Below are 23082 nucleotides of genomic sequence, written 5' to 3'. Positions count from 1 at the left end.
GAATCCCTCATCACCGGGCGCGCGCCTACTAGGTTGCATCAGATGGACGCCAGACGATCGGCCGCTCTGCTGACCACTGTCCTGATGCTGTTCGGGCTGGTCTGGGCCGCACCGGCGGGGGCAGACGTCGACCAATGCGCACCTCCCGGTGTGGACAGTGCCAGCGCGCTGCCCACCAACCTGGCCGCCGCGGCCACCGGGCCCGGCGCCGACAAATACACCACCCCCACGGTCACCCCCTTGGACACGGTCCGACCCGAGAACCTCGGCCTGAGTACCCCCGGCGTCCTCACCGTCGGCACGCTGTCCGACGCGCCACCCAGCATCTGTATCAACTCGGCCGGCCAGTTCACCGGCTTCGACAACGAGCTGCTCCGCGCGATCGCCGACAAGCTCGGCCTGCGCGTCAACTTCGTCGGTACCGACTTTTCCGGTCTCTTGGCCCAAACCGCCTCCCGACGCTTCGACGTGGCGTCCTCGTCGATCACCACCACCGACGCCCGGCGGCGCACCGTTGGCTTCACCAACGGCTACGACTTCGGCTACTTCTCGCTCGTGGTTCCCACCGGTTCCCCGATCACCGGCTTCGGCCAGCTCGCCGCCGGACAGCGCATCGGCGTGGTGCAGGGCACCGTGCAGGAGGCCTACATGGTCGACACGCTGCACCTGCAGCCGGTCAAGTTCCCCGACTACAACACCGTCTACGCCAGCCTCAAGACCCGTCAGATCGACGCCTGGGTGGCGCCGTCGCAACAGGCCTCGGGCACCGTGCAGCCCGGCGACCCGGCGCAGATCATCGAAAACACCTTCAGCTTGGACAATTTCGTGGCATGGGCGGTGGCCAAAGAGAACCGGCCGCTGATCGACGCGCTCAACTCCGGACTGGACGCCGTCATCGCCGACGGGACCTGGGCCAAGCTGTATTCCGACTGGGTGCCGCGGGCCCTGCCGCCCGGCTGGAAGCCGGGCTCCAAGGCCGCACCCGCCCCCCAACTACCCGATTTCGCCGCGATCGCCGCGGCCAAGGAGAAGCCGGCCGCCGGCGGTCCGGCAGCCGCCAAATCCACACTGGCGCAACTGGCGGACTCGTTCCTGGACTGGGACCTCTACAAGCAGGCGGTCCCCGACCTGTTGCGCACCGGCCTGCCCAACACGCTCATCCTGACGGTGTGTGCCAGTGTCATCGGGCTCGTGCTCGGGATGGTCCTGGCTGTGGCCGGCATCTCGCGGTCCCGGTGGCTGCGCTGGCCGGCCCGGGTCTACACCGACATCTTCCGCGGCCTGCCCGAAGTGGTGATCATCCTGTTGATCGGCCTGGGCATCGGGCCGGTGGTCGGATCGCTCACCGGCAACAGCCCTTATCCGCTGGGCATCGCGGCCCTCGGGCTCATGGCAGCGGCCTACATCGGCGAGATCTTCCGCTCCGGAATCCAGAGCGTCGAGCCCGGGCAGCTGGAAGCCTCACGCGCCCTGGGCTTCAGCTACGCCTCGTCGATGCGCCTGGTCGTCGTTCCGCAGGGCATCCGGCGGGTGCTGCCCGCACTGATGAACCAGTTCATCTCGCTGCTCAAGGCCTCGTCGCTGGTGTACTTCCTCGGCCTGGTGGCCAGCCAGCGCGAACTGTTCCAGGTGGGCCGAGACCTCAACGCGCAGACGGGGAATCTGTCCCCACTGGTCGCGGCCGGGTTGTTCTACCTGCTGCTCACCATCCCCCTGACCCACCTGGTCAACTTCGTCGACAACCGGCTGCGCAGGGGCCGACCCCCGGCCGAGGAGGATCCCCTGCCCGTGGCGACCAACCAGGAGATGATCTGATGTCGGCTCCGCAGCCGGTCGCGCTGGCCGCCAAGGACATTCAACTGTCGTTCGGGCCCAACCCGGTGCTGCGCGGGGTGGATCTGGACGTGCCCGCCGGTACGACGACGGCCATCATCGGCCCGTCAGGATCCGGAAAATCGACGCTGCTGCGCACCCTCAACCGCCTGTACGAACCGGACCGCGGCGACATCCTGCTCGACGGACGCTCGGTGCTGGCCGACAATCCCGACCAGCTGCGCCAACGCATCGGCATGGTGTTCCAGCAGTTCAACCTGTTTCCACACAAGACAGTTCTCGACAACGTCACCCTGGGCCCGCGCAAGCTCAAGCGGCTCAGCCCCGAGCATGCCCGCACCGTGGGGTTGGAGCAGCTGGACCGGGTTGGCCTGCGGCACAAGGCGGATGTGCGTCCGGCGACCCTGTCGGGCGGCCAGCAGCAGCGCGTGGCGATCGCACGCGCACTCGCCATGGCCCCGCAGGTGATGTTCTTCGACGAGGCCACCTCGGCGCTCGACCCGGAGCTGGTCAAGGGAATTCTGGAGTTGATCGCCGACCTGGCCGCCGAGGGGATGACGATCCTGGCGGTCACCCACGAGATGGGCTTCGCCCGTTCCACCGCCGACTCGGTGGTGTTCATGGATCACGGCAAGGTGGTCGAGTCGGGTACACCCGACCAGATCTTCGAAGCGGCCGAGACAGATCGGCTGCGCCGCTTCCTGTCCCAAGTCCTGTGAGTATGCCGTGAAACCCCAGGATCAAACGGAACAAGCTGACAACCTGGCAGCTTCAGACAGGTTAGACTAGCGAATTATGGTAGAGCCCGATTTGCAGGTCACTGAGCTGGCCGGAGAGTTGCAGCGCGTACTCTCCAAGGTTTTCTCGGTGCTGCGCCGCGGCGACACTCACAAGGGGACTGCCGGGGAGCTCACGCTGGCCCAGCTCTCGATCCTGCTCACCCTGCTCGACCAGGGCCCGATCCGGATGACGGAACTGGCCGCCCGCGAGCGGGTGCGCACACCCACCACCACCGTGGCGATCCGCCGGCTCGAGAAGCTCGGGTTGGTCAAGCGCTCCCGCGATCCCTCGGACCTGCGCGCCGTACTCGTCGAGGTCACCCCGCGCGGCCTGGTGCAGCACCGCGAATCGCTGGCCGCCCGGCGGGCTGATCTGGCCGCCCGGCTGGCCAACCTGAGCGCAGACGACCTCGCGACCCTCGCCACCGCACTAGCCCCGCTGGAGCGGCTCGCCGGCCAGAACGATCAGGCCGCCCACGCCAAGTCCGAGTAGCCGCGCTATCCCAGCCAGTCCAATACCGCTGCGGCGGTCCATGACTGCTGCATGCTGCCCAGCGGTTCCCCGGTGAACGGTTCGTAGTACTCGGCGAAGGTCCCGTCGCTCGCCTGACGCAACCCTTCCCGACGTAGCGTCGAGGCACGCTCGGCCCAGCCGCGCCGGGCGAAGCACCACGAGAACAGCCAGGTCATCACCGGCCACACCGGGCCGCGCCAGTATTCGCGCGACCGGAAGTCCCGTGACACCGGCGATGTCGACGGGATGAGCGCGTACTTCAGATCCGGATGTCCGCAGAACCGCGGGCCTTCCAGCAGCCGCAGCAGCGCACGTTCGCGCTCGTGCGGTAGCCCGCCGCACAGCAGCGGGGCGAACTGCGCGACTGTCTCGGTGGCCACCCACTTCTTCGCACGCACGTCGTAATCCCTTGCCGCACCGCTGCGTTCGTCGGCGGTCTCGACGACGCCGACCCGGAAGCGCTCGGCCCACGAGTAGAGATCCCGGACATCGGCGAGCGGACGCTTGTAATCCTCCCCGATCTCGGCGAGCACCTGGCAGGCCACCGAGAAGATCGCCGAGACGAACACGTCCTCGACCGCGAAGCTCATCACCTTGGGCAGCAGATCATCGTCGTAGCGAACGGATTTCATCTCCTCGAGCAGCCACAGGTACCGGTCGTACTCGAGGTCGCTGGGCCGCTGGGTGGCATCGGTGATGATCGCGTTGTCCTCGCGCTGATACTCCGGCACATTGCCCGGAACCACGTTGGCGTAGGAGCTGTCCCACCGCGGCGAGTTGTCCATACCGGACTCCCACCCGTGATACAGCGTGATGCGGCCGCGTCCGTCCTGGTCCCTCTTCTCGGCCAGCCAGCGGTGCCAGCGCACCAGATCCGCCCACCGCCGGTCCAGGAAAGTCTCGGCCACCGCACGGGTGGACCGGCCACGGCTGCGCGCGTGGTCGAGGATGCGCTGGACCGCGATCGCATGCACGGGCGGCTGTGTGATGCCCGAGGTGTGCCGGACCCGCGGCGCGTTGGCGGCCAGGGCCGAGGTGGCCCACCTGGCCGGCCCGGGAAAGTAGCCGTCGACGCCGTTGGCGAACACGATGTGCGGGATCATCCCGTTGCGCCACTGCGCCGAGAGCAGAGTGTCGAGCTCCACCATCGAACGCTCCACACTCAGCGGGGCCAGCCCGATCGACACGAATGCCGCGTCCCAGCTCCACATGTGCGGATACAGCAACGGCGCGGCAGTGGTCATCACACCCAGGTCGTTGCCGCGCAGCAGGTAGGCGGCGCGCGCAGCGAGCTGGGTCGGAGCGAAGCTGGGATCCGGTGGCATCCCTACCATGATGCGACCTTGCGCCCCGCTCCGCAGGTCGGCCCCGTCGCATCGGGCGTCACAGTAACGTTGCAGTCGTGCCGTCTGCATTGATCACCGGAGCCGCCGGGGGGATCGGCTCGGCCATCGCCGCCGCCCTTGCTCCCACCCACACACTGCTACTGGCGGGCCGCCCGTCGAAGCGCCTGGACGCGCTGGCCGAACGTCTCGGCGCGCCGACCTGGCCGCTGGACCTCACCGACGCCGATTCGATCGAATCGGCCACCGAGGTCCTCGCCGAACTCGACGTGCTGGTGCACAACGCGGGCGTGCTCTACCCGGGCCGGGTCTCCGACTCCATCGCCGAACAGTGGCGGGCATCCTTCGAGGTGAACGTCACCGGCGCGGTGGCACTCACGCTGGCCCTGCTGCCCGCCCTGCGCGCCGTCCGCGGGCACGTGGTGTTCATCAATTCCGGTGCCGGACAGAAGGTTTCGCCGGGGATGGCGTCCTACTCGGCAAGCAAGTTCGCGCTGCGGGCCTTCGCTGACTCACTGCGCGCCGACGAACCGTCCCTGCGGGTCACCTCGATCTTCCCCGGCCGCACCGACTCCGAGATGCAACGCGACCTGGTGGCCTACGAAAACGCGGTGGCCGACAAAGCCACTGAATACGACCCCGCGAAATTCCTGAAGCCCGAGACGGTCGCCGGGCTGGTGGCCACCGCCGTCACCACCCCACCCGACGGCCATGTGCACGAAATCGTGGTCCGCCCCAGGTGATTTGTGTGCATTCAGCGGCGGTGAGCGCCGGTAAATGCACACAAATCCCGCTACACGACGAGGTTGACCAGCCGGCCCGGCACCACGATCACCTTCTTGGGGGTGGCACCGTCCAGGAAGGCCTGCACCTTCTCGTCGGCCAGCGCCGCAGCCTCCAGCGTGGCCTTGTCGGCATCGGCCGCCACGGTGATCTTCCCGCGCACCTTGCCGTTGACCTGAACCGGGAACTCGATGGTGTCGTCCACCAGGTACTGCGGGTCTGCCACCGGGAACGGCCCGTGTGCCAGTGAGGTGTCGTGGCCCAGGCGCTTCCACAACTCCTCGGCCAGGTGCGGCGCCAGCGGGGCCACCATGAGCACCAGCGGCTCGATCGCGGCCCGCGCCGACACGCCCTCCTTGGTGAGGTGGTTCGTGTACTCGATCAGCTTGGCGGCCGCGGTGTTGTTGCGAAGCGCCGCATAGTCTTCGGACACCCCGGCGATGGTTCGGTGCAGAACCTTCAGCGTGTCGGTGTCCAGCGCCTCATGCGCGGCGACCCGCACCGCACCGGTCGACTCGTCGACGACCGCCCGCCAGACCCGCTGCAGGAAGCGGTGCGCGCCGACGACATCCTTGGTGGCCCACGGACGCGAAGCCTCGAGGGGGCCCATCGACATCTCGTAGACCCGCAGGGTATCTGCGCCGTACTCGTCGCAGATCTCGTCGGGTGACACGGAGTTCTTCAGGCTCTTGCCGATCTTGCCGAATTCCTGGTTGACCTCGATTTCGCCATCCGGGCCAGGCCAGAAGTACGCGCCCTCACGTTCTATGACCTCGGCCGCGGGCACGTAGCTACCGCGGGAGTCGGTGTAGGCGAAGGCCTGGATGTAGCCCTGATTGACCAGGCGGCGGTACGGCTCGCTCGAGCTGACGTGGCCGAGGTCGAAGAGCACCTTGTGCCAGAACCGGCAGTACAGCAGGTGCAGCACCGCATGCTCGACACCGCCGACGTACAGGTCGACCCCACCCGGATCATTCGGCCCGTGCTCAGCCGGCCGCGGGCCCATCCAGTAGGCCTCGTTCTCCTTGGCACACAGCTCTTCTGAGTTGCGCGGGTCGGTGTAGCGCAGCTCATACCACGAGCTGCCGGCCCACTGCGGCATCACGTTGGTGTCGCGGGTGTAGGTCTGCAGTCCGTCACCGAGATCCAGCTCGACGTGCACCCATTCGGTCGCCTTGCCCAGTGGCGGCGACGGTTCGCTGTCTGCGTCGTCCGGGTCGAACGACACTGGCGCATAGTCCGGGATATCCGGAAGTTCCACCGGCAGAGCCGATTCCGGCAGCGGATGGGCGCGGCCGTCGGCGTCGTAGACGATCGGGAACGGCTCGCCCCAGTACCGCTGCCGGGCGAACAGCCAGTCCCGCAGCTTGTACTCGATCCGGGCACGACCGCGGCCGTCGGCTTCGAGGTGTTCGATGACGGCCTGCTTGGCCTCGGCCACCGACAGCCCGTTCAGGTAGTCGGAGTTGACCATCGTGCCGTCGCCGTTGTAGGCGGCCTCGGTGATGTCACCGCCGCTGACCACCTCGACGATCGGCAAGCCGAACTGGGTGGCGAAGTCCCAGTCCCGCTGGTCACCACCGGGCACCGCCATGATGGCGCCGGTCCCGTATCCGGCCAGCACGTAGTCGGCGATGAAAACCGGAACCTGCTGTCCGTTGACCGGATTGGTGGCGTACGCACCGAGGAACACGCCGGTCTTGGTCTTGTTCTCCTGGCGCTCCAGATCCGACTTGGCCGCGATGCCGGCGCGGTAGGCGGCGACGGCCTCGGCCGGTGTCGCCGCATCGAAGGTCCACCGGGAGTCGGTGCCCTCGGGCCAGGAACCGGCCGTCAGCGCGTCCACCAGATCATGTTCGGGAGCCAGCACCAGGTACGTGGCGCCGAACAGGGTGTCAGGGCGGGTGGTGAATACCTCGACATCGCCTGCCGTGGTTCCGAATTCAACCGAGGCGCCGGTAGACCGGCCGATCCAGTTGCGCTGCATGGCCTTGACCTTGTCCGGCCAGTCCAGCACGTCAAGGTCGTCGAGCAACCGATCCGAGTAGGTGGTGATGCGCATCATCCACTGCCGCAGGCGCTTCCGGAACACCGGGAAGTTGCCGCGGTCGCTACGCCCGTCGGCGGTGACCTCTTCGTTCGCCAGCACGGTGCCCAGGCCCGGGCACCAGTTCACCATCGAATCGGCGTGGTACACCAGACGGTAGCCGTCCACGACATCGGCGCGCTCTGCGGCCGACAGCTCGGCCCAGGCCCTACCGTCATCGAGAGTGCGCGTGCCAGACTCGAATTCGGTCACCAACTCACTGATGGGACGGGCCTTGTTGGCCGCGGTGTCGAACCAGGCGTTGTAGATCTGCAGGAAGATCCACTGCGTCCACTTGTAGAAGTCGACATCGGTGGTGGAGAAGCTGCGCCGCGAATCGTGGCCCAGACCCAGCCGGCCCAACTGCCGGCGGAAGTTGACGATGTTGGCCTCAGTGCGGATGCGCGGGTGCGTCCCGGTCTGCATGGCGTACTGCTCGGCGGGCAGGCCGAACGCGTCGAAGCCCAGCGCGTGTAGCACGTTGCGGCCCGTCATCCGGTAGTACCGGGCATAGACGTCGGTAGCGATGTAGCCCAGCGGGTGCCCGACATGCAGACCCTCACCCGACGGATACGGGAACATGTCCTGGACGAACATCTTGTCTTCGGGCAGCGGCGAGCCGTCCTCCGGTGCCAGCGAGCCCACCGGATTGGCCACATTGAAAGTCCCCGACTCGGCCCAGGTCTGCTGCCAGGACTGCTCGATCTGACCCGCCAGTTCCGCGGTGTAACGGTGCTGCGGGGAGTCGTCTGACTGCCCAGACTCGGTAGTGGTGGCGGGTTCGATCACGCCGTTCAGGGTATAAGGCCACAGTTTGAGCAGCTCACCACCCGTCTTTCGACGCCGAAGGCCACAGCTTGGTATCGGTTGCGTCGCGGCCCTGTCAGGGTTTGGTTCCAGGTCGGTTGAGTTGCTGGTGGCGGACCGTAAACCCTGGATAGTCTCGGCGCCTAGTGGATGTGGTCCCCAGGTGGGGGCACGGTTTGCAGGAGGAACAAGCGATGATCGAGTTGACCAGCCGGTGGCGGGTGCTGGCAGCGGGCACGGCCGTCGGTGTGGCCGGGGTCGTCGGTCTCACCGGTCAGACCGCCTCGGCCGAACCCCTCCTTCCGGTTCCCAGCGTCCCCGGCCCGGTGACCGTGACCCAGACCGTCACGGTCGCCCCCGCCGCGGCGCCCATCGCTCCGGCCGCTCCGGTGTCCCCGCCGGCACCCGGCGTCCCGGGCGCGGCAGCCAACGCCGTTCCCGCGGTCGCCGCGCCCGCCCCACCGGCCCAGACCATCAACCCGGCCGCCTCGGGGACCCTTGCCGATTTCTTCAAGGCCAAGGGCGTGAAGATGGAGCCTCAGGTCAGCCAGGACTTCAAGGCGCTCAGCATCGTGCTGCCACTGCCGCAGGGCTGGACCAAAGTGCCCGATCCCAACGTTCCCGATGCCTTCGCGGTGATCGCCGACCGGTCCAGCACCGACCTCTACACCCCCAACGCACAGGTCGTGGTCTACAAGCTCGTAGGCAATTTCGACCCGGTCGAAGCCGTCAGCCACGGCTACGTCGACACCCAGCAGTTGCAGAACTGGCGTCCCACCGACATGGCCATGGGTGACTTCAACGGCTTTCCATCGGCATTCATCGAAGGTAGCTACCTGTCGGGTAGCCAGGTGCTCAACACGTCACGCAGGCACATCCTTGCCACCGCGGGCCCCGACCATTACCTGGTGTCGTTGTCGGTGAACTCCTCGGCCGCCAACCAGGGTGTTTCCGCGGCTGCCGACGCCGCCGATGCGATCGTGTCCGGGTTCAAGGTCAGCGCGCCGGCCCCGGCCGCTCCCCCGCCGCCAGCTACTCCGGCCCCGGCCGCACCCGCGCCGCAGCCGGGTTTGCCCCAGCTCCTGGGCCTGCACGGCTGAGGTACCGGACCCCGCCCCGACCTCGCAATACCGACCGGCGCCTCGTATTGTGTGGCGCATGCTGATCGCCGCGCTGCTGTGTTTGAGCGCCGCCGTCATCGTCGGTGTGTTCGGGCTGTGGTTGTTGACCAGGCCTCGCACCGGTGATCCCGTGCGCTCGGTTCTGAGGGCTGTGGCCCCGACTCAACTGGCCGCTGCGGTCATGCTCGCCGCGGGCGGAGCCGCCGCCCTGGCCGCCGCGCCCCACACCGGGCTGATGGTCGTCATGGTGTGCATCATCGGTGCGGTCGCCACGGTCGCCGCCGGCTGCTGGCAGAGCGCCAAGGCCGTCGCGGCGGCGGAGGCAAGCGCCGGTTCGGGAGCGGACTGCGCCGGCTCATGCGCCAGCTGCACCCTTTCGTGCAAGTAGCCGGCCTGTCAGTAGAGGCTAGTTGCGGCTGACGTCGATCGGGTGGGTCGCCAACAGCGACATCGGCAGCGGCTGACGACGCAGTACCCGGCCCCACAGATCGGTGCGCGGCTCGATCAGCACATCCGATGGCAGCGCCGAGAGCACGATCCAATCGTCCCGCTCGATCTCGCCGTCCAGTTGGCCGATGGTCCAGCCGGAGTACCCGGCGAATATCCGCACGCCCTCGATGATCGGGGCCAGGTTGTCCGGGTCGGCGTCGAGATCCACCATCACCACGCGGCCCTGCACGTGCCGCAGTCCGGGAACACCGTCCGCCTGCATGCCGACCCGCAACGTCGCCAGACACAGCGCCGAGTCCCGCTTGACCGGCCCGCCGATGAACATCGTCTTGGGTTTGGTGGTGAGCTTCGCCCACTGCGGCAGCACGTTGTAGACCGCCGTCTCGCTGGGCCGGTTCAACACCACACCGAGGGTGCCGCCGGCGTTGTGCTCGACGATATAGATGACGCTGCGCCGGAAGGTCGGCTCGAGCAGATCGGTATTGGCCAGCAGCAGCGTGCCCGGTCGTACCCGATGCGCTGCAGGCGCGATGAAATCCTCCGGGTCTTCTGAGTGCGCCACGTCTACATAATGGCACCGCGATTGCCGAGACGTGGCGAACAAGCCCGGGCGCGGTCGGATTTCGGCTGAGCTTTGTACTGTTGATCGGGTGGTTCATGCTCGCGCTCCCCGTGCCCTGTGGGACTCGTTGCGTGGCATGACCGAATTCCGCCGGCTGCTGGAGCTGCGTGCGGTCAGTCAGTTCGCCGACGGTCTCTTCCAGGCCGGCCTGGCCGGTGCCATCCTGTTCAACCCGGAGCGGCAAGCCGAGCCGTGGCAGATCGCCATGGCGTTCGCAGTGATGTTCCTGCCGTACTCGGTGCTCGGCCCGTTCGCCGGGGCGCTGCTGGACCGCTGGGACCGTCGCCTGGTACTCATCGGCGCCAACGTGGGACGGCTGATCGTGGTGCTGGTGGTCGGTGCGCTGCTGTCCTTCGGCGTCGGCGACGTGCCGATCCTGTGCTGTGCCCTGATCGTCAACGGGTTCACCCGGTTCGTCTCGTCGGGTCTGTCGGCCTCGCTGCCCGATGTGGTGCCGCAGGACCGGATCGTCACAATGAACTCGGTGGCCACCGCGATCGGCTCGCTGGCGGCGTTCCTCGGTGCAGATTTCATGCTGCTGCCGCGCAAGCTGTTCGGTGCCGACGACACCGGCGCCTCGGTGGTCATGTTCATCGTGGCGCTCCCGGTGGCGTTGGCGTTGTGGCTTTCGGTGCGCTTCGGACCGCACGTGCTGGGTCCGCACGAGAGCAAACGCGCCATCCACGGCTCTGTCGCCTACGCGGTGTCCACCGGCTGGGTGCACGGTGCCCGCACCGTGTGGGCCGTGCGGCCCGTCGCCGGAACCCTGGCCGGGCTCGCCGCACACCGGATGGCGTTCGGGATCAACTCGCTGCTGGTGCTGGTGATCGTCCGGCACACCGACAACCCCGATGTGACCGGGCTGGGGCTGGGGAGCGCGGTGCTGTTCATGGCATTCGGAGGCATCGGACAGTTCGCGGCGACGGTGGCGGCCCCGGCGGTGATCGCCCGGTTCGGGCGCTATGCGACGGCCAACGGCGCGTTGGGCCTCGCCGTGGTGATCCAGCTGGTGGCGCTCGGGCTGCAGGTACCGGTGATGCTGGTCTGTGGCCTGCTGCTGGGCGCGGCCGGGCAGTTGGTGAAGTTGTGCGCGGACTCGGCGATGCAGATCGACGTCGACGACGCCCTGCGCGGTCACGTGTTCACCGTGCAGGACGCGCTGTTCTGGATCTCGTTCGTCGTGGCGATCGCGGCGGCGGCCGTGGTGATACCCGCCGATGGACACTCACCCGGCCTGGTGGCCGCCGGGTCCGTTGCCTATCTGATCGGGCTCGGACTGCATGCCGCGGTGGCATCCCCGAAGCGGGTGTGATCGCCCGGTCTAGGCTGACCGCCATGGTGAGCGCCGAGCCGATCGTGGCCGACCTGTCCGCCGAGAGCGACGAACTCGATGCCCTGGTGGCCGGTCTCCCGCCGGAGGGCTGGGCCACCGCCACGCCGGCCGAGGGCTGGACCATCGCCCATCAGATCGCCCACCTCTTGTGGACCGATCGGGTGTCGGTCATCGCCATCACCGACCAGGCCGGCTTCGACGCCGTCCTCGCCGAGGCGATGCAGAACCCGACCGGGTTCGTCGACGCCGCGGCCGAGGAGCTCGCGCTCACGCCACCCGAGCAGTTGCTCGCTGAGTGGCGTGAGACCCGCACGAGACTGCACACCGAACTCGTGAACGTCGCCGAGGGCCGCAAGCTGCCGTGGTTCGGCCCGCCCATGAGCGCGACCTCGATGGCCACCGCCCGCATGATGGAGACCTGGGCACATGGTCTCGATGTCGCCGACGCGCTCAACGTGCATCGGCCCGCCACCGCGCGGCTGCGTTCGATCGCCCACATCGGGGTTCGCACAAGGGATTTCGCGTTCACCGTGCATGGGCTGACGCCGCCGGCCGCCCCGTTCCGGGTTGAGCTGACCGCGCCCGACGGCTCGCTGTGGGAGTGGGGACCACACGACGCGCAGCAGCGCGTGACGGGATCGGCCGAAGACTTCTGCATGCTGGTGACCCAGCGCCGGGCACCCGCCGAACTGGATGTGACCGCGGTGGGCGACGACGCCGCCAAGTGGCTGACCATCGCGCAGGCCTTCGCCGGGCCTCCGGGCGCCGGACGCGGCTGAACACGCCACTACCGAAATTCGATTCTGCGCTGAGGGCGCGGAAGTTCGAGAGGCTCACGCCCTCACCGCAGAGTCACGCTCAGGACACCGAGTCTGCCCGCCCGTCCCCGTCGGTATCGGCCAGCTTCATGTCCCAACGACCGTCCCCGTCGGTGTCGACGTACGCCGATTCCCCGGCCATCACCCGATCGGCCCGCCCGTCTCCGTCAGCGTCGATCAGCCGGTCGTCGGCTGCGCCGTCACCGTCGAAATCCACCAGTGGCCCGCCCGCGGGCTGCTCGACCCCGTCGAGCCCGAACCACCGCACCTGCCCGGACCGGTCCACGCTCACCGCCCAGGTCCCCGAACCGTCGTCGGAGAAGTAGCTCTCGGCGTGACCGTCGTCGTCGGTATCGAGCACCGCGCGCTCGGCGCTGCCGTCCCTGTCGAAATCACCCATCACATCGTCGATCCGGCCGTCCCCGTCGACATCGAGTCCGATGCCGTCGAAGCTGCCGTCGCCGTCCACATCCACATCGGGCACGCCGGTGAAGATGGTCGCGGTCCCGTCCGGGTCACCCAGGCAGTAGTCCATGACTGATCAGACGCACGATCAGCTCCTGGCGTTCCACCATTTCAGCAATTCGTCGATGGCCTGCTCACGGGACAGCGGTCCGTGGTCGAGCCGCAGCTCTTTGAGGTACTTCCAGGCCTCGCCCACCTGGGGGCCCGCCGGGATCCCGAGGATCTCCATGATCTCGTTGCCGTCGAGATCCGGCCGGACCCGCTGCAGGTCCTCCTTGGCCGCCAGTTCGGCGATCCGGTTCTCCAGATCGTCGTAGTTGGCCTGCAGCCGTGCGGCACGGCGCTTGTTCCGCGTCGTGCAGTCGGCCCGGACCAGCTTGTGCAGCCGGCTCAGCAGCGGACCGGCATCGGTGACATAGCGACGCACCGCCGAGTCGGTCCACTTGCCCGTGCCCTTGTCGTCGGCGTAGCCGTGGAACCGCAGATGCAGATACACCAGCTGCGACACATCGTCGACCATCTGCTTGGAGTACTTGAGCGCCCGCATCCGCTTACGGGCCATCTTCGCTCCCACCACCTCGTGGTGGTGAAAGCTGACGCCGCCGTCGGATTCGTGCTTGCGCGTGCCCGGCTTGCCGATGTCGTGCAGCAGTGCGGCCCAACGCAATACGAGGTCGGGGCCTTCAGAGCCCTCAAGTTCCACTGCCTGTCGCAGAACCGTCAGCGAATGCCAGTACACGTCCTTGTGCTGATGGTGTTCGTCGATGGCCATCCGCATCTCGCCGACCTCGGGCAGCACCACCTCGCCCAGCCCCGTCTGCACCATCAGATCGACACCGGCCACCGGATCGGCACCCAGCAGTAGCTTGTCCAGTTCGGCCGCGACCCGCTCGACGGTGATGCGCTCCAGCTGCGGGGCCATCTCCAGCAGCGCCTCGAGCACCCGCGGCGCCACCCCGAACCCGAGCTGCGAAACAAATCGGGCAGCGCGCAACATCCGCAGCGGATCGTCCCCGAACGACACCTCCGGCGCCGACGGGGTGTCGAGCACCTTGGCCTGCACCGCCGCCAAACCGCCCAAGGGGTCGATGAAGTCGCCGACCCCGCCTGGCTGATCTGGTGCGATGCGCACCGCCATGGCGTTCACGGTGAAGTCGCGGCGCACCAGGTCGTCGTCGAGGTTGTCGCCGAACTCCACTGTCGGATTCCGCGACACCTGGTCATAACTGTCGGCACGGAACGTGGTGATCTCGAGGCGGTGCTCAACCTTGCCCACGCGCTTGCCCACACCGATCGTGCCGAATGCGATCCCGGTATCCCACAGCGCATCGGCCCACGGCCGCAGAAACTTCAGCATCTGCTCGGGACGGGCATCGGTGGTGAAATCGAGATCACTGTGATCGGTCAGCCGGCCCAGCAGCGCATCGCGCACACTTCCGCCGACCAGATACAGCTCGTGGCCCGCCTCAGCGAACAACGCGCCGAGTGCGCGGAGCACCTCGGCGCGGTGGTTCAGGGAGACCAGTGCGCCGGCCAGCAATTCGGCATCAGTAACAACAGCGTCGGACACGTTCGATGAGCCTAATGCTCCCGGTGTGGTCACAACCGGCGAGTGCGGCAGGAGGCCAACCTCGTGGCAGCTACTATCGCTTGGGTGTCGGACGGCGAACAGGCCAAACCACGACGGCGCCGCAGCCGGCGTCGTGGCCGTCGTCGTGCACAAAGGGCGGCGGGACCGCCGGCGGGTGATCAGACCAACGATGCCGCCGCCCCCAGCGAAGCAACCGTCGATGCGGCCAATCCCGCGCCTACCCCGCGTGACCAGTCCAAGCAACACAAGTCGCGGCCGCGTCGGCCACCGGAGCGGCTACGCACCGTGCACGAGACCTCGGCCGGAGGTCTGGTCATCGACGGAATCGACGGCCCCAAGGACACCCAGGTGGCAGCGTTGATCGGCCGGGTCGACCGGCGCGGCCGGATGCTGTGGTCCTTGCCCAAGGGGCATATCGAACTCGGCGAAACGGCCGAGCAGACCGCGATCCGTGAGGTTGCCGAAGAGACCGGCATCCGCGGCGACGTGCTGGCCGCGCTCGGCAGCATCGACTACTGGTTCGTCACCGAGGGACGCCGCGTCCACAAGACCGTGCATCACTACCTTCTGCGCTTCCAGGGCGGCGAGCTCTCCGACGACGACGTCGAGGTGACCGAGGTCGCCTGGGTCCCGCTGCGGGATCTGGCGTCCCGCCTGGCGTACGCCGACGAGCGCAAGCTCGCCGAGGTGGCCGGCGAGCTCATCGACAAGCTGCACACCGACGGGCCGGGCGCCCTGCCGCCACTGCCCCGCAGCGCGCCCCGGCGGCGTCCCCAGACCCACTCGCACGCCCGCAGTCACCGCCGCGACGAACCCGCACAACCCCAGCCCCGCCGGCGCACGAACGGATGCGGACAGGGTCCGTGACCGCGGCCCCGGTGGTGCGCCGAGGGGTTTCCCTCCTGGCGCACACAGTGGTGCTTGTGGCGGTGATGTTGTTGTTCTCGGTGTGGTCCACCGCCGCGCTGCCAGTCCTTCTGCCCCGCGCAGGCGCAAGTGAACCGGGAGCGACGCCGTTCCTCCAGATCCGCATCGACCGCGTCACCCCCGACGTCGTCACGACCACCAGCGAAACAGTGCTGACGGTCAGCGGGGCGGTGCTCAACGTCGGTGACCGTCCGGTGCGCGATGTGGACATCCGGATGGAACACGCGCGGGCGGTGACTTCATCGAGTCAGCTACGCACCGACCTCACCGGGGACGTCGACCGATTCGAGCCCGTAGCCGACTTCGTCACCGTGGCACCCGAGATGCAGCGCGGCCAATCGGTTGCCTTCACATTGTCCTATCCGCTGCGCGCCGAAGGCCCGGGATCGCTGCACATCACCGAACCCGGTGTCTACCCCGTGCTGCTCAACGTCAACGGGACACCGGACTACGGTGCTCCCGCCAAGCTCGACGACGCCCGCTTCCTGCTGCCGGTCCTCGGGGTGCCGCCCGACCGGCCAGAAGGCAATGCGCCCGACGCCGGTGAATATCCGATGTCGGCCGCGGACACGCTCAACTCGGTGGTACCGCCCGACACCTCGCAGCCGGTGCGGATGACCATGCTCTGGCCGCTGGCCGACCGGCCCCGGCTGGCCCCGGGCGCCCCCGGCGGCACCACGCCGGTGCGCCTTGTCGACGACAGCCTCGCCGCGTCCCTGGCCCCGGGCGGGCGCCTCGACACCCTGCTGGCGGCCGCCGACTTCGCCACCGGACCGACCGTCGACTCCGGCGGCCAGATGCGTGCCACCTTGTGTCTTGCCGTCGATCCCGATCTGCTCGTCACGGTCAACGCGATGACCGGCGGCTACGTCGTCAACGACGGACCCGACGCCGGTGCCCGCACCCCGACGCGGCCCGGCACCGGCCAGGAAGCGGCCGTCGGTTGGCTGAACCGCCTGCGCGCCCTGGCCGGGCGGCTGTGCGTCGCACCGACCAACTACGCGCAGGCCGACCTGACCGCACTTCAACGGGTCGGCGACCCGGGTTTGAGCGCGATCGCGACCAACGGTGCCGGCGACATCGTCGATCAGATCCTGGGCGCCACCTCGATCCGGGGTGCCAGCATCCTGGGCGACGGGCCGCTCACCGGCCCCGCCCTGGACCTGCTGGCGGCCCAGGGCCAGACAGTCGCCATCTCGGCCACCCAGATCACCGCCCAGGACTCGGCTACCGGCGCCCCCGAGACCGCCGATGTCACGCCGCTGCGATACGGGCCCGAGGTGGTGGCGGCCGGATTCGACCCGGCCGTGGGTGCCGCCCTTGCCGGTGCCGGCACCGACCCGGTGGCGCCGTCCTACTTGGACCCGTCGCTGGAGATCCCGGTCCGTCACGACTCGCAGACCGCGCGCCGTCAGGATGCTCTGGGCGCACTGCTGTGGCGGGGGCTCACGCCCACCGAGGAACCGCGGACCCAGATCCTGATGCCACCGTTGGTGTGGTCGCTGGACGCCGACGACGCGCAGGCCATCCTGACCTCGGTGGCCACCACGATCCACGCCGGGCTGGCCGTGCCGCGCCCACTGCCCGCGGTGATCGCCGAAAGCAACGCCGTGCCACCCGAACCCGTACAACCCCCGCCGCCGGATTCCCTCGGCAACCCCCGCAGTGGCGTCGACGAGAACATCAGCGGCGGCATCGCGGCGGTGATCAGCCGGCTGTGGGGGCTGACCGCCGCGCTGACCACCGATGAGCGCACCGGGCTGACCGGCATGCAGTACACCGCACCGCTGCGGGAGGACACGCTGCGGGCGCTGAGCCAGTCGGTGCCACCGGAGGCCCGCGAAGGGTTGGCCGAGCAGCGGTTGCAGACCGTCAACCGCAGTGTGAACGACATGTTCGGCGCGGTGCGGATCGTCAACCCCGGCGGGGCCTACACGCTGGCCACCGAGCGCAGTCCGCTGCCGCTGGCGCTGCGCAATGACCTGCCGGTGCCGGTACGGGTCCGGCTGCACGTCGACGCACCTCCCGGCATGAGCGTCACCGACATGGGCGAGATCGAGCTGCCGCCCGGCTATCTGCCCCTGCGGGTACCGATCGAGGTGCACTTCACCCAGCGGGTGGCCGTCGACGTGAGCCTCCAGACCACCGACGGCCTGACGCTCGGTGAGCCCGTCCGGTTGTCAGTGCATTCCAACGCCTACGGCAAGGTGCTGTTCTTCATCACGCTCTCGGCCGGGGCCGTGTTGGTGGCGCTCGCCGGACGCCGGTTGTGGCACCGCTTCCGCGGCCAGCCCGACCGCGCGGACCTCATTCCGCCGGGCGAACACCCTGACCCGCTCGACGTCGCCATGGCGTTCACCAATGACGTCAGCACCGACGGCGGGCCCGACACCCCGCCTTCCCCGCCGGTGCCCGCGACGAGTCCGGACCGGCCCTGATGACCTCGCCCGACCAACCAGCGGCCCGGCCACCGGGCCCGCGGCGGATTCCGCATGCGACCGGCCCGATCCGCCCCGCCGGGCGCGCCGAGCTGTCCGACGCCGCAGTGGTGTCACGGTCGTGGGGCATGGCCTTCGCCACGCTGATCTCCCGCATCACCGGGTTCTTCCGGTTCGTTCTGCTGATGGCTCTGCTCGGCGGAGCGTTGACCAGTTCGTTCTCGGTGGCCAACCAGCTCCCCAACATGGTGGCCGCGCTGGTGTTGGAAGCTACCTTCACCGCGATCTTCGTGCCGGTCCTCGCCCGCGCCGAACGCGACGACCCCGACGGCGGCACCGCGTTCGTGCGGCGGCTGGTGACCCTGGCCACCACGCTGCTGTTGGTCACCACCGTGCTCTCGGTGCTGTGCGCGCCACTACTGGTGCGGCTGATGTTGGGCAGCGATCCGAAGGTCAACAATCCGCTGACCACCGCATTCGCCTACCTGCTCTTGCCGCAGGTGTTGTTCTACGGCCTGTCGTCGGTCTTCATGGCGATCCTCAACACCCGCAATGTGTTCGGTCCGCCGGCGTGGGCCCCGGTGGTCAACAACGTGGTGGCGATCGTGACCTTGGGCCTCTTCGTCCTGGTGCCCGGGGAGTTCTCGATCGATCCGCCCCACATGGGTACGGCCAAGCTGTTGGTCCTCGGAATCGGCACCACCCTGGGCGTGGTCGCCCAAGCCGCGGTGCTGCTCGCGGCGATCCGCGCCGAGCGGATCAGCCTGAGGCCGCTGTGGGGCATCGACGCCCGCCTCAAGAAATTCGGCACGATGGCCGCGGCCATGGTGCTGTATGTGCTCATCAGCCAGATCGGCCTGATCGTCGGCAATCAGATCGCCAGCGGGGCAGCCGACACCGGGCCCGCCATTTACAACTACACCTGGCTGGTGTTGATGCTGCCGTTCGGGATGATCGGCGTCACCGTGCTGACCGTGGTGATGCCGCGCCTCAGCCGCAATGCGGCCGCCGACAACATCCCGGCCGTGCTCGACGATTACTCCCTGGCCACCCGGCTCACCATGGTGACGCTGATCCCGGTGGTGGCCATGATGACCGTCGGCGGGCCCGCCATCGGCAGCGCACTGTTCGCCTACGGCAACTTCAGCGCCACCGACGCCGGCTACCTCGGCATGGCGATCACGCTGTCGGCCTTCACGCTCATCCCCTATGCGCTGGTACTGCTGCAGCTGCGGGTGTTCTACGCGCGGGAGAAGCCGTGGACACCGATCGGCATCGTCGTGGTGATCACCGCCGTCAAGATCATCGGTTCGATCATCGCGCCCCACCTGACCGACAACCCCAACATGGTGGCCGGTTACCTCGGACTGGCCAACGGACTGGGATTCATGGCCGGAGCCGTGATGGGTTACGTGCTGCTGAAATCCGACCTGCGTCCGCGCGGGGGCCGGCTGCTGCGCGACGCGGTGATCCGCACGATCCTGGTGACCATCGCGGCGTCGTTGATCGCCGGCCTGGTGGCCCATGCCGCCGACCGACTGCTCGGGCTGGACTCGCTGACCGAGCATGCCGGCGCCGCGGGTTCGTTGCTGCGCCTGGTTGCACTCGGCGTGATCATGGTCCCGATCATCGCCGGCGTGATGCTCGCCGCCCGGGTTCCGGAGGCGCAGTCTGCGCTGGCCATGGTCCGCCGCCGGCTCGGACGGGGGCGTCTCGCACCTCAGCCGGCAGCCGGACAGGTAGCCATGCAAACAATTGCGCCGCCCGTCGGGCCTCATCCTGCGGGGCCCGTCACGTACCCTGATCAGAGGAATTCTTCTCCCACTGAGTGGCCGTCAAGCCCGGCAGCCGCCGGGGGCGGGACTCCGGCAGGCGTTGCCGGAGCGGGGATGTGGAAAGGATCACCGGTGACCGACGAATCTGCGGACGGCCCGGCACTGGACGACACCTCGAGTTCCGGGATGACAACCGATACGACGAAGTTGCCGCGCCCGGCCGCCGACGAGTTCCACCCGGACGTGACACCCCCCGAGCCTGCCACGCCGTCGGACGAGGGCCCCGGATCCGGCGAACCCGCCGCGAGCCGCTCGAACGGGGCGGCCCGGTCGACCACCGACTACGGTGGCGATCCGACGCGCGAGCCGATTTCGTTCGCCCCGCCGCACGACGCCGCCCTGGAAACGGCCGATGGCGATGTGCACCTCATCCCCGGGGCCACCATCGCCGAGGGCCGCTACCGGCTTCTGGTGTTCCACGGCGGTCCGCCGCACCTGCAGTTCTGGCAGGCGCTCGACACCGCGCTGGACCGCCAGGTGGCGCTGACCTTCGTCGACCCGGATGCCACCATGCCCGACGCGCAGGTGCAGGAGATCCTCTCGCGCACCCTCAAACTCAGCCGTATCGACGTTCCCGGTATCGCGCGGGTCCTCGATGTGGCTCACAGCGGATCGGGCGGGCTGATCGTCTCGGAGTGGATTCGCGGCGGCTCGCTGGCCGAGGTCGCGGATACCTCTCCCTCCCCGATCGGCGGGGCGCGCGCCATCCAGTCGCTCGCCGCCGCCGCCGAGGCCGCGCACCGCGCCGGAGTGGCCCTGTCGATCGATCACCCCGGCCGGGTGCGGGTGAGCATCGAAGGCGATGTGGCACTGGCCTTCCCGGCCACCATGCCCGACGCCACGCCCGATGACGACATCCGCGGCATCGGCGCGGCGCTGTACGCGCTGCTGGTCAACCGCTGGCCGCTGCCGGAGTCCGGATCACGTAGCGGGTTGGAGCCTGCCGCCCTGGATCCGGCCGGGCAGCCGGTCGAACCACGCGCCGTCGACCGCGACATCCCGTTCCAGATCTCAGCGGCGGCCGCCCGCGCGGTCCAGCCTGGTGGTGGAATTCGAAGCGCTCCAACCCTTTTGAACCTGCTACAACAGGCCACCGCGATCGCCGATCGTACCGAGCTGCTGGGTTCGGTCGAGGAGACGCCCGTCCCGGCCGCTCCGGTCCGCGCGCACGAGACCCCAGAGGAACACGAAGCCGCCGAGGCCCGGCGCCGCAAGGGCGTCATCATCGGGGTGAGTGTGGGCGCCGCCATCATCTTGGTGGCGCTGCTGGTGCTGGCTTCGGTCCTCAACAGCATATTCGGTGACGTCGGCGGGGGACTCAACCGCGACGAACTCGGCCTGAATGCACCGTCGTCGAATAGTGAAGAGAATCAGGGCGATTCGTCGGCCGCCACCGGAAGCACGGTGAAACCCGTACGGGCAACCGTGTTCTCACCCGAAGGTGAAGCCGATTCGCCCGCCACGGCCGGGCAGGCCATCGACGGCAATACCGGCACCGCGTGGTCCACCGACACGTATTCGGACCCAGCCCCGTTCCCCGGGTTCAAGAACGGCGTCGGCCTGATGCTGCAACTGCCGCAGCCGACGACGATCGGCTCGGTCACCCTCAACGTGACCAGCACCGGCACCTCGGTCCAGATCCGCTCGGCCCAGACGGCTACCCCGTCGTCCCTGTCGGACACCACCGAACTGAGCCCGACGACACCGCTCAAGCCCGGCTCCAACACCATCTCGGTGAACAAAGCGTCGTCCACCTCCTACGTGCTGGTGTGGATCTCGACGCTGGGCACCGTGGACGGCAAGAGTCGCACCGACATCTCCGAGATCACTCTCAAAGCAGCCTCCTGAGCTGTCATCCCCAGCCCGGATAGCTTGTTGACCTGGCGATATAGCAAGCCCGGCAAACAAGTGTCCGGGCCTGTACCGCGCAGCGTTTAAGTTCAGCGTGTGGGAAGGTTCGGGGGGACCGGTAAGCCGGTCACAGGGACGCAGCGGGGGCACCGCGAAGATGGGGCAGCCACGCGTTCTGATGCCGAACTGCTGGCCGCCCACGTCGCCGGGGACCGCTACGCATTCGAGGAACTCGTCCACCGGCATCACAGCCAGCTACGCCGGTTGGCGTTTCTCACCAGCCATCACCACGAGGACGCCGACGACGCTGTCCAGGACGCGTTGCTGTCGGCGCACCGCACGGCCGCGTCGTTCCGGCACGACTCGGCGGTCAGCAGCTGGCTGTACCGAATCGTGGTGAACGCCTGCCTGGACCGGGTTCGCCGGTCACGCAACCAGCCGACCGCGTCCGAACACGACCTCGACCATCTCGTTCAGCTGCGCGACCCGGCCGGCGACCCAGCGCCCCGGGTGGCAACCACGATGGTGGTGGAGCGGGCGCTCATGCAGCTGCCGCTGGAGCAGCGCGCCGCGGTGGTGGCCGTCGACATGCAGGGCTATTCGGTGGCCGAGACGGCGCTGCTCCTCGGCGTGGCGGAGGGCACCGTGAAGAGCCGGTGTTCCCGCGCCAGGCACAAGCTGGCCGGCCTGCTCCAGTATTTTGAAGGCGATGAACGGCAGCACACCCCGAGTGCCGTCGGACGGTCCGATACCTGCTGAGCTGCTCGCCGACCTGCAGGCCGGCCTCCTCGACGACGACACCGCCGCGCAGATTCGCCGGCGTGTGCGCACCGACCCGCTGGCCGGGCCGGAGGCCAAGAACACCCTGGCCGCCCTCGACCGGGTACGCCGCGACCTGGCCGAGCTGGGCCGAGACACGGCCTCGGCTCCCCCGGTGCCTGCCGAAGTGAGTGCCCGCCTGACCGAGGCACTGCGCGCCGAGCCGACCCCGCGGGCGCCGTCCGGCCTTCGCTGGAAGTCGATCGGCGCCGCCGCCGGGGCAGGTGCGGCCGTGGTGGCCGCCGTCGTCGGCGGGATTGTCCTGGTGCGCCCCACGGGCCACGCCCCTTCGACGATGACCAGCCTCGGCCGGATCACAGTCTCACCGCCCCGTGCCGCGATAGCTCTGTCCGAACCCCAGATCCAGGGGCTCTTGTCGGTCCCGCCCGATCTCGGTCCGTTGACCGACCCGCAACGCCGCTCCGCTTGCCTGTCCGCACTGGGCTACCCCGCCGGCGTCCCGGTTCTCGGCGCTCGCCCGATCGACGTGGCCGGTCGGAGCGGTGTGCTGGTGTTGGTACCCCCCAGGCCACCGGGCACGCCCAACACCATCGACGCCGTGGTCCTCGCCTCCGACTGCGACGCCGCTCATGCCGGGTCACTGGCCGACACCGTGGTGAAACGTCCGGTGAAGCGTCCGTAGTCTGTCCTTGAACTCACCTGGGAA

General features: G+C 68.6%; 18 protein-coding genes. 13 read left to right on the top strand and 5 right to left on the bottom strand.

The features are described from left to right. The first annotated feature begins 42 nt into the window (after positions 1-42). From ACZY08_RS04895 to ACZY08_RS04885, 3 genes are all read left to right on the top strand, one after another. Entirely contained in the window at positions 43-1815 is a 1773-nt protein-coding gene (locus tag ACZY08_RS04895) for an ABC transporter substrate-binding protein/permease (protein ID WP_463743444.1), read from the top strand. After that, positions 1815-2552 (top strand): amino acid ABC transporter ATP-binding protein, encoded by a 738-nt coding sequence (locus ACZY08_RS04890; protein WP_463743443.1) that lies wholly within the window; start codon positions 1815-1817, stop codon positions 2550-2552. Before ACZY08_RS04895 ends, ACZY08_RS04890 begins: the two co-directional genes overlap by 1 nt. 76 nt (positions 2553-2628) lie before the next feature. Next, a complete protein-coding gene (locus tag ACZY08_RS04885) occupies positions 2629-3105 on the top strand; it encodes a MarR family winged helix-turn-helix transcriptional regulator (protein ID WP_463743442.1) in 477 nt (158 codons plus the stop codon). A 5-nt stretch (positions 3106-3110) separates the two neighbouring features. Here the strand turns inward: ACZY08_RS04885 and ggh are convergent, their stop codons facing one another. Continuing rightward, positions 3111-4451, bottom strand: a complete 1341-nt coding sequence (gene ggh / locus ACZY08_RS04880) for a glucosylglycerate hydrolase (protein WP_463744148.1) — start codon at positions 4449-4451, stop codon at positions 3111-3113. A 77-nt stretch (positions 4452-4528) separates the two neighbouring features. Between ggh and ACZY08_RS04875 the strand changes: the two genes are divergently transcribed. Then, positions 4529-5212 carry an SDR family oxidoreductase gene (locus ACZY08_RS04875; RefSeq protein ID WP_463743441.1) on the top strand — a complete coding sequence of 228 codons (684 nt, stop codon included), beginning with the start codon at positions 4529-4531 and terminating at the stop codon, positions 5210-5212. Positions 5213-5262: 50 nt separating this feature from the next. Here ACZY08_RS04875 and leuS read toward each other — a convergent pair whose 3' ends face one another. After that, positions 5263-8127: a leucine--tRNA ligase gene (gene leuS / locus ACZY08_RS04870; RefSeq protein ID WP_463743440.1), complete on the bottom strand. Its 2865-nt coding sequence runs from the start codon at positions 8125-8127 to the stop codon at positions 5263-5265. Positions 8128-8339: 212 nt separating this feature from the next. Between leuS and ACZY08_RS04865 the strand changes: the two genes are divergently transcribed. Beyond that, positions 8340-9245 (top strand): LpqN/LpqT family lipoprotein, encoded by a 906-nt coding sequence (locus tag ACZY08_RS04865; protein WP_463743439.1) that lies wholly within the window; start codon positions 8340-8342, stop codon positions 9243-9245. Between the two features lie 58 nt (positions 9246-9303). Continuing rightward, the gene (locus ACZY08_RS04860; protein ID WP_463743438.1) at positions 9304-9654 is read left to right on the top strand and encodes a hypothetical protein; all 351 of its coding nucleotides are present in this window, start codon (positions 9304-9306) and stop codon (positions 9652-9654) included. 18 nt (positions 9655-9672) lie between these two features. Here the strand turns inward: ACZY08_RS04860 and ACZY08_RS04855 are convergent, their stop codons facing one another. Continuing rightward, positions 9673-10278 (bottom strand): YqgE/AlgH family protein, encoded by a 606-nt coding sequence (locus ACZY08_RS04855; RefSeq protein WP_463743437.1) that lies wholly within the window; start codon positions 10276-10278, stop codon positions 9673-9675. An 88-nt stretch (positions 10279-10366) separates the two neighbouring features. Here ACZY08_RS04855 and ACZY08_RS04850 point away from each other — a divergent pair, with 88 nt between their 5' ends. Continuing rightward, positions 10367-11650: an MFS transporter gene (locus ACZY08_RS04850; RefSeq protein WP_463743436.1), complete on the top strand. Its 1284-nt coding sequence runs from the start codon at positions 10367-10369 to the stop codon at positions 11648-11650. Positions 11651-11673: 23 nt separating this feature from the next. After that, positions 11674-12450 (top strand): TIGR03084 family metal-binding protein, encoded by a 777-nt coding sequence (locus ACZY08_RS04845; RefSeq protein WP_463743435.1) that lies wholly within the window; start codon positions 11674-11676, stop codon positions 12448-12450. A gap of 79 nt (positions 12451-12529) precedes the next feature. Here ACZY08_RS04845 and ACZY08_RS04840 read toward each other — a convergent pair whose 3' ends face one another. Together ACZY08_RS04840 and ACZY08_RS04835 are read right to left on the bottom strand one after the other, a co-directional pair. Then, entirely contained in the window at positions 12530-13024 is a 495-nt protein-coding gene (locus tag ACZY08_RS04840) for a pullulanase (protein ID WP_463743434.1), read from the bottom strand. Positions 13025-13042: 18 nt separating this feature from the next. Continuing rightward, positions 13043-14524 (bottom strand): CCA tRNA nucleotidyltransferase, encoded by a 1482-nt coding sequence (locus tag ACZY08_RS04835; protein ID WP_463743433.1) that lies wholly within the window; start codon positions 14522-14524, stop codon positions 13043-13045. An 84-nt stretch (positions 14525-14608) separates the two neighbouring features. Between ACZY08_RS04835 and ACZY08_RS04830 the strand changes: the two genes are divergently transcribed. From ACZY08_RS04830 to ACZY08_RS04810, 5 genes are all read left to right on the top strand, one after another. Beyond that, on the top strand, positions 14609-15412 hold the full coding sequence (locus ACZY08_RS04830; protein WP_463743432.1) for an NUDIX hydrolase: 804 nt from the start codon (positions 14609-14611) through the stop codon (positions 15410-15412). Further along, positions 15409-17910 carry a DUF6049 family protein gene (locus ACZY08_RS04825; protein WP_463743431.1) on the top strand — a complete coding sequence of 834 codons (2502 nt, stop codon included), beginning with the start codon at positions 15409-15411 and terminating at the stop codon, positions 17908-17910. Before ACZY08_RS04830 ends, ACZY08_RS04825 begins: the two co-directional genes overlap by 4 nt. Then, positions 17910-21593 (top strand): murein biosynthesis integral membrane protein MurJ, encoded by a 3684-nt coding sequence (murJ, locus tag ACZY08_RS04820; RefSeq protein WP_463743430.1) that lies wholly within the window; start codon positions 17910-17912, stop codon positions 21591-21593. Before ACZY08_RS04825 ends, murJ begins: the two co-directional genes overlap by 1 nt. 99 nt (positions 21594-21692) lie before the next feature. Next, positions 21693-22355, top strand: a complete 663-nt coding sequence (gene sigM, locus ACZY08_RS04815; protein WP_463743429.1) for an RNA polymerase sigma factor SigM — start codon at positions 21693-21695, stop codon at positions 22353-22355. Beyond that, on the top strand, positions 22306-23058 hold the full coding sequence (locus ACZY08_RS04810; RefSeq protein WP_463743428.1) for a hypothetical protein: 753 nt from the start codon (positions 22306-22308) through the stop codon (positions 23056-23058). The genes sigM and ACZY08_RS04810 overlap by 50 nt, the downstream gene beginning before the upstream one ends. Positions 23059-23082 lie beyond the last annotated feature (24 nt).

Source organism: Mycobacterium sp. IDUB_9 (genome assembly GCF_055419505.1).
This window is presented reverse-complemented; position numbering and strand designations above follow the sequence as displayed.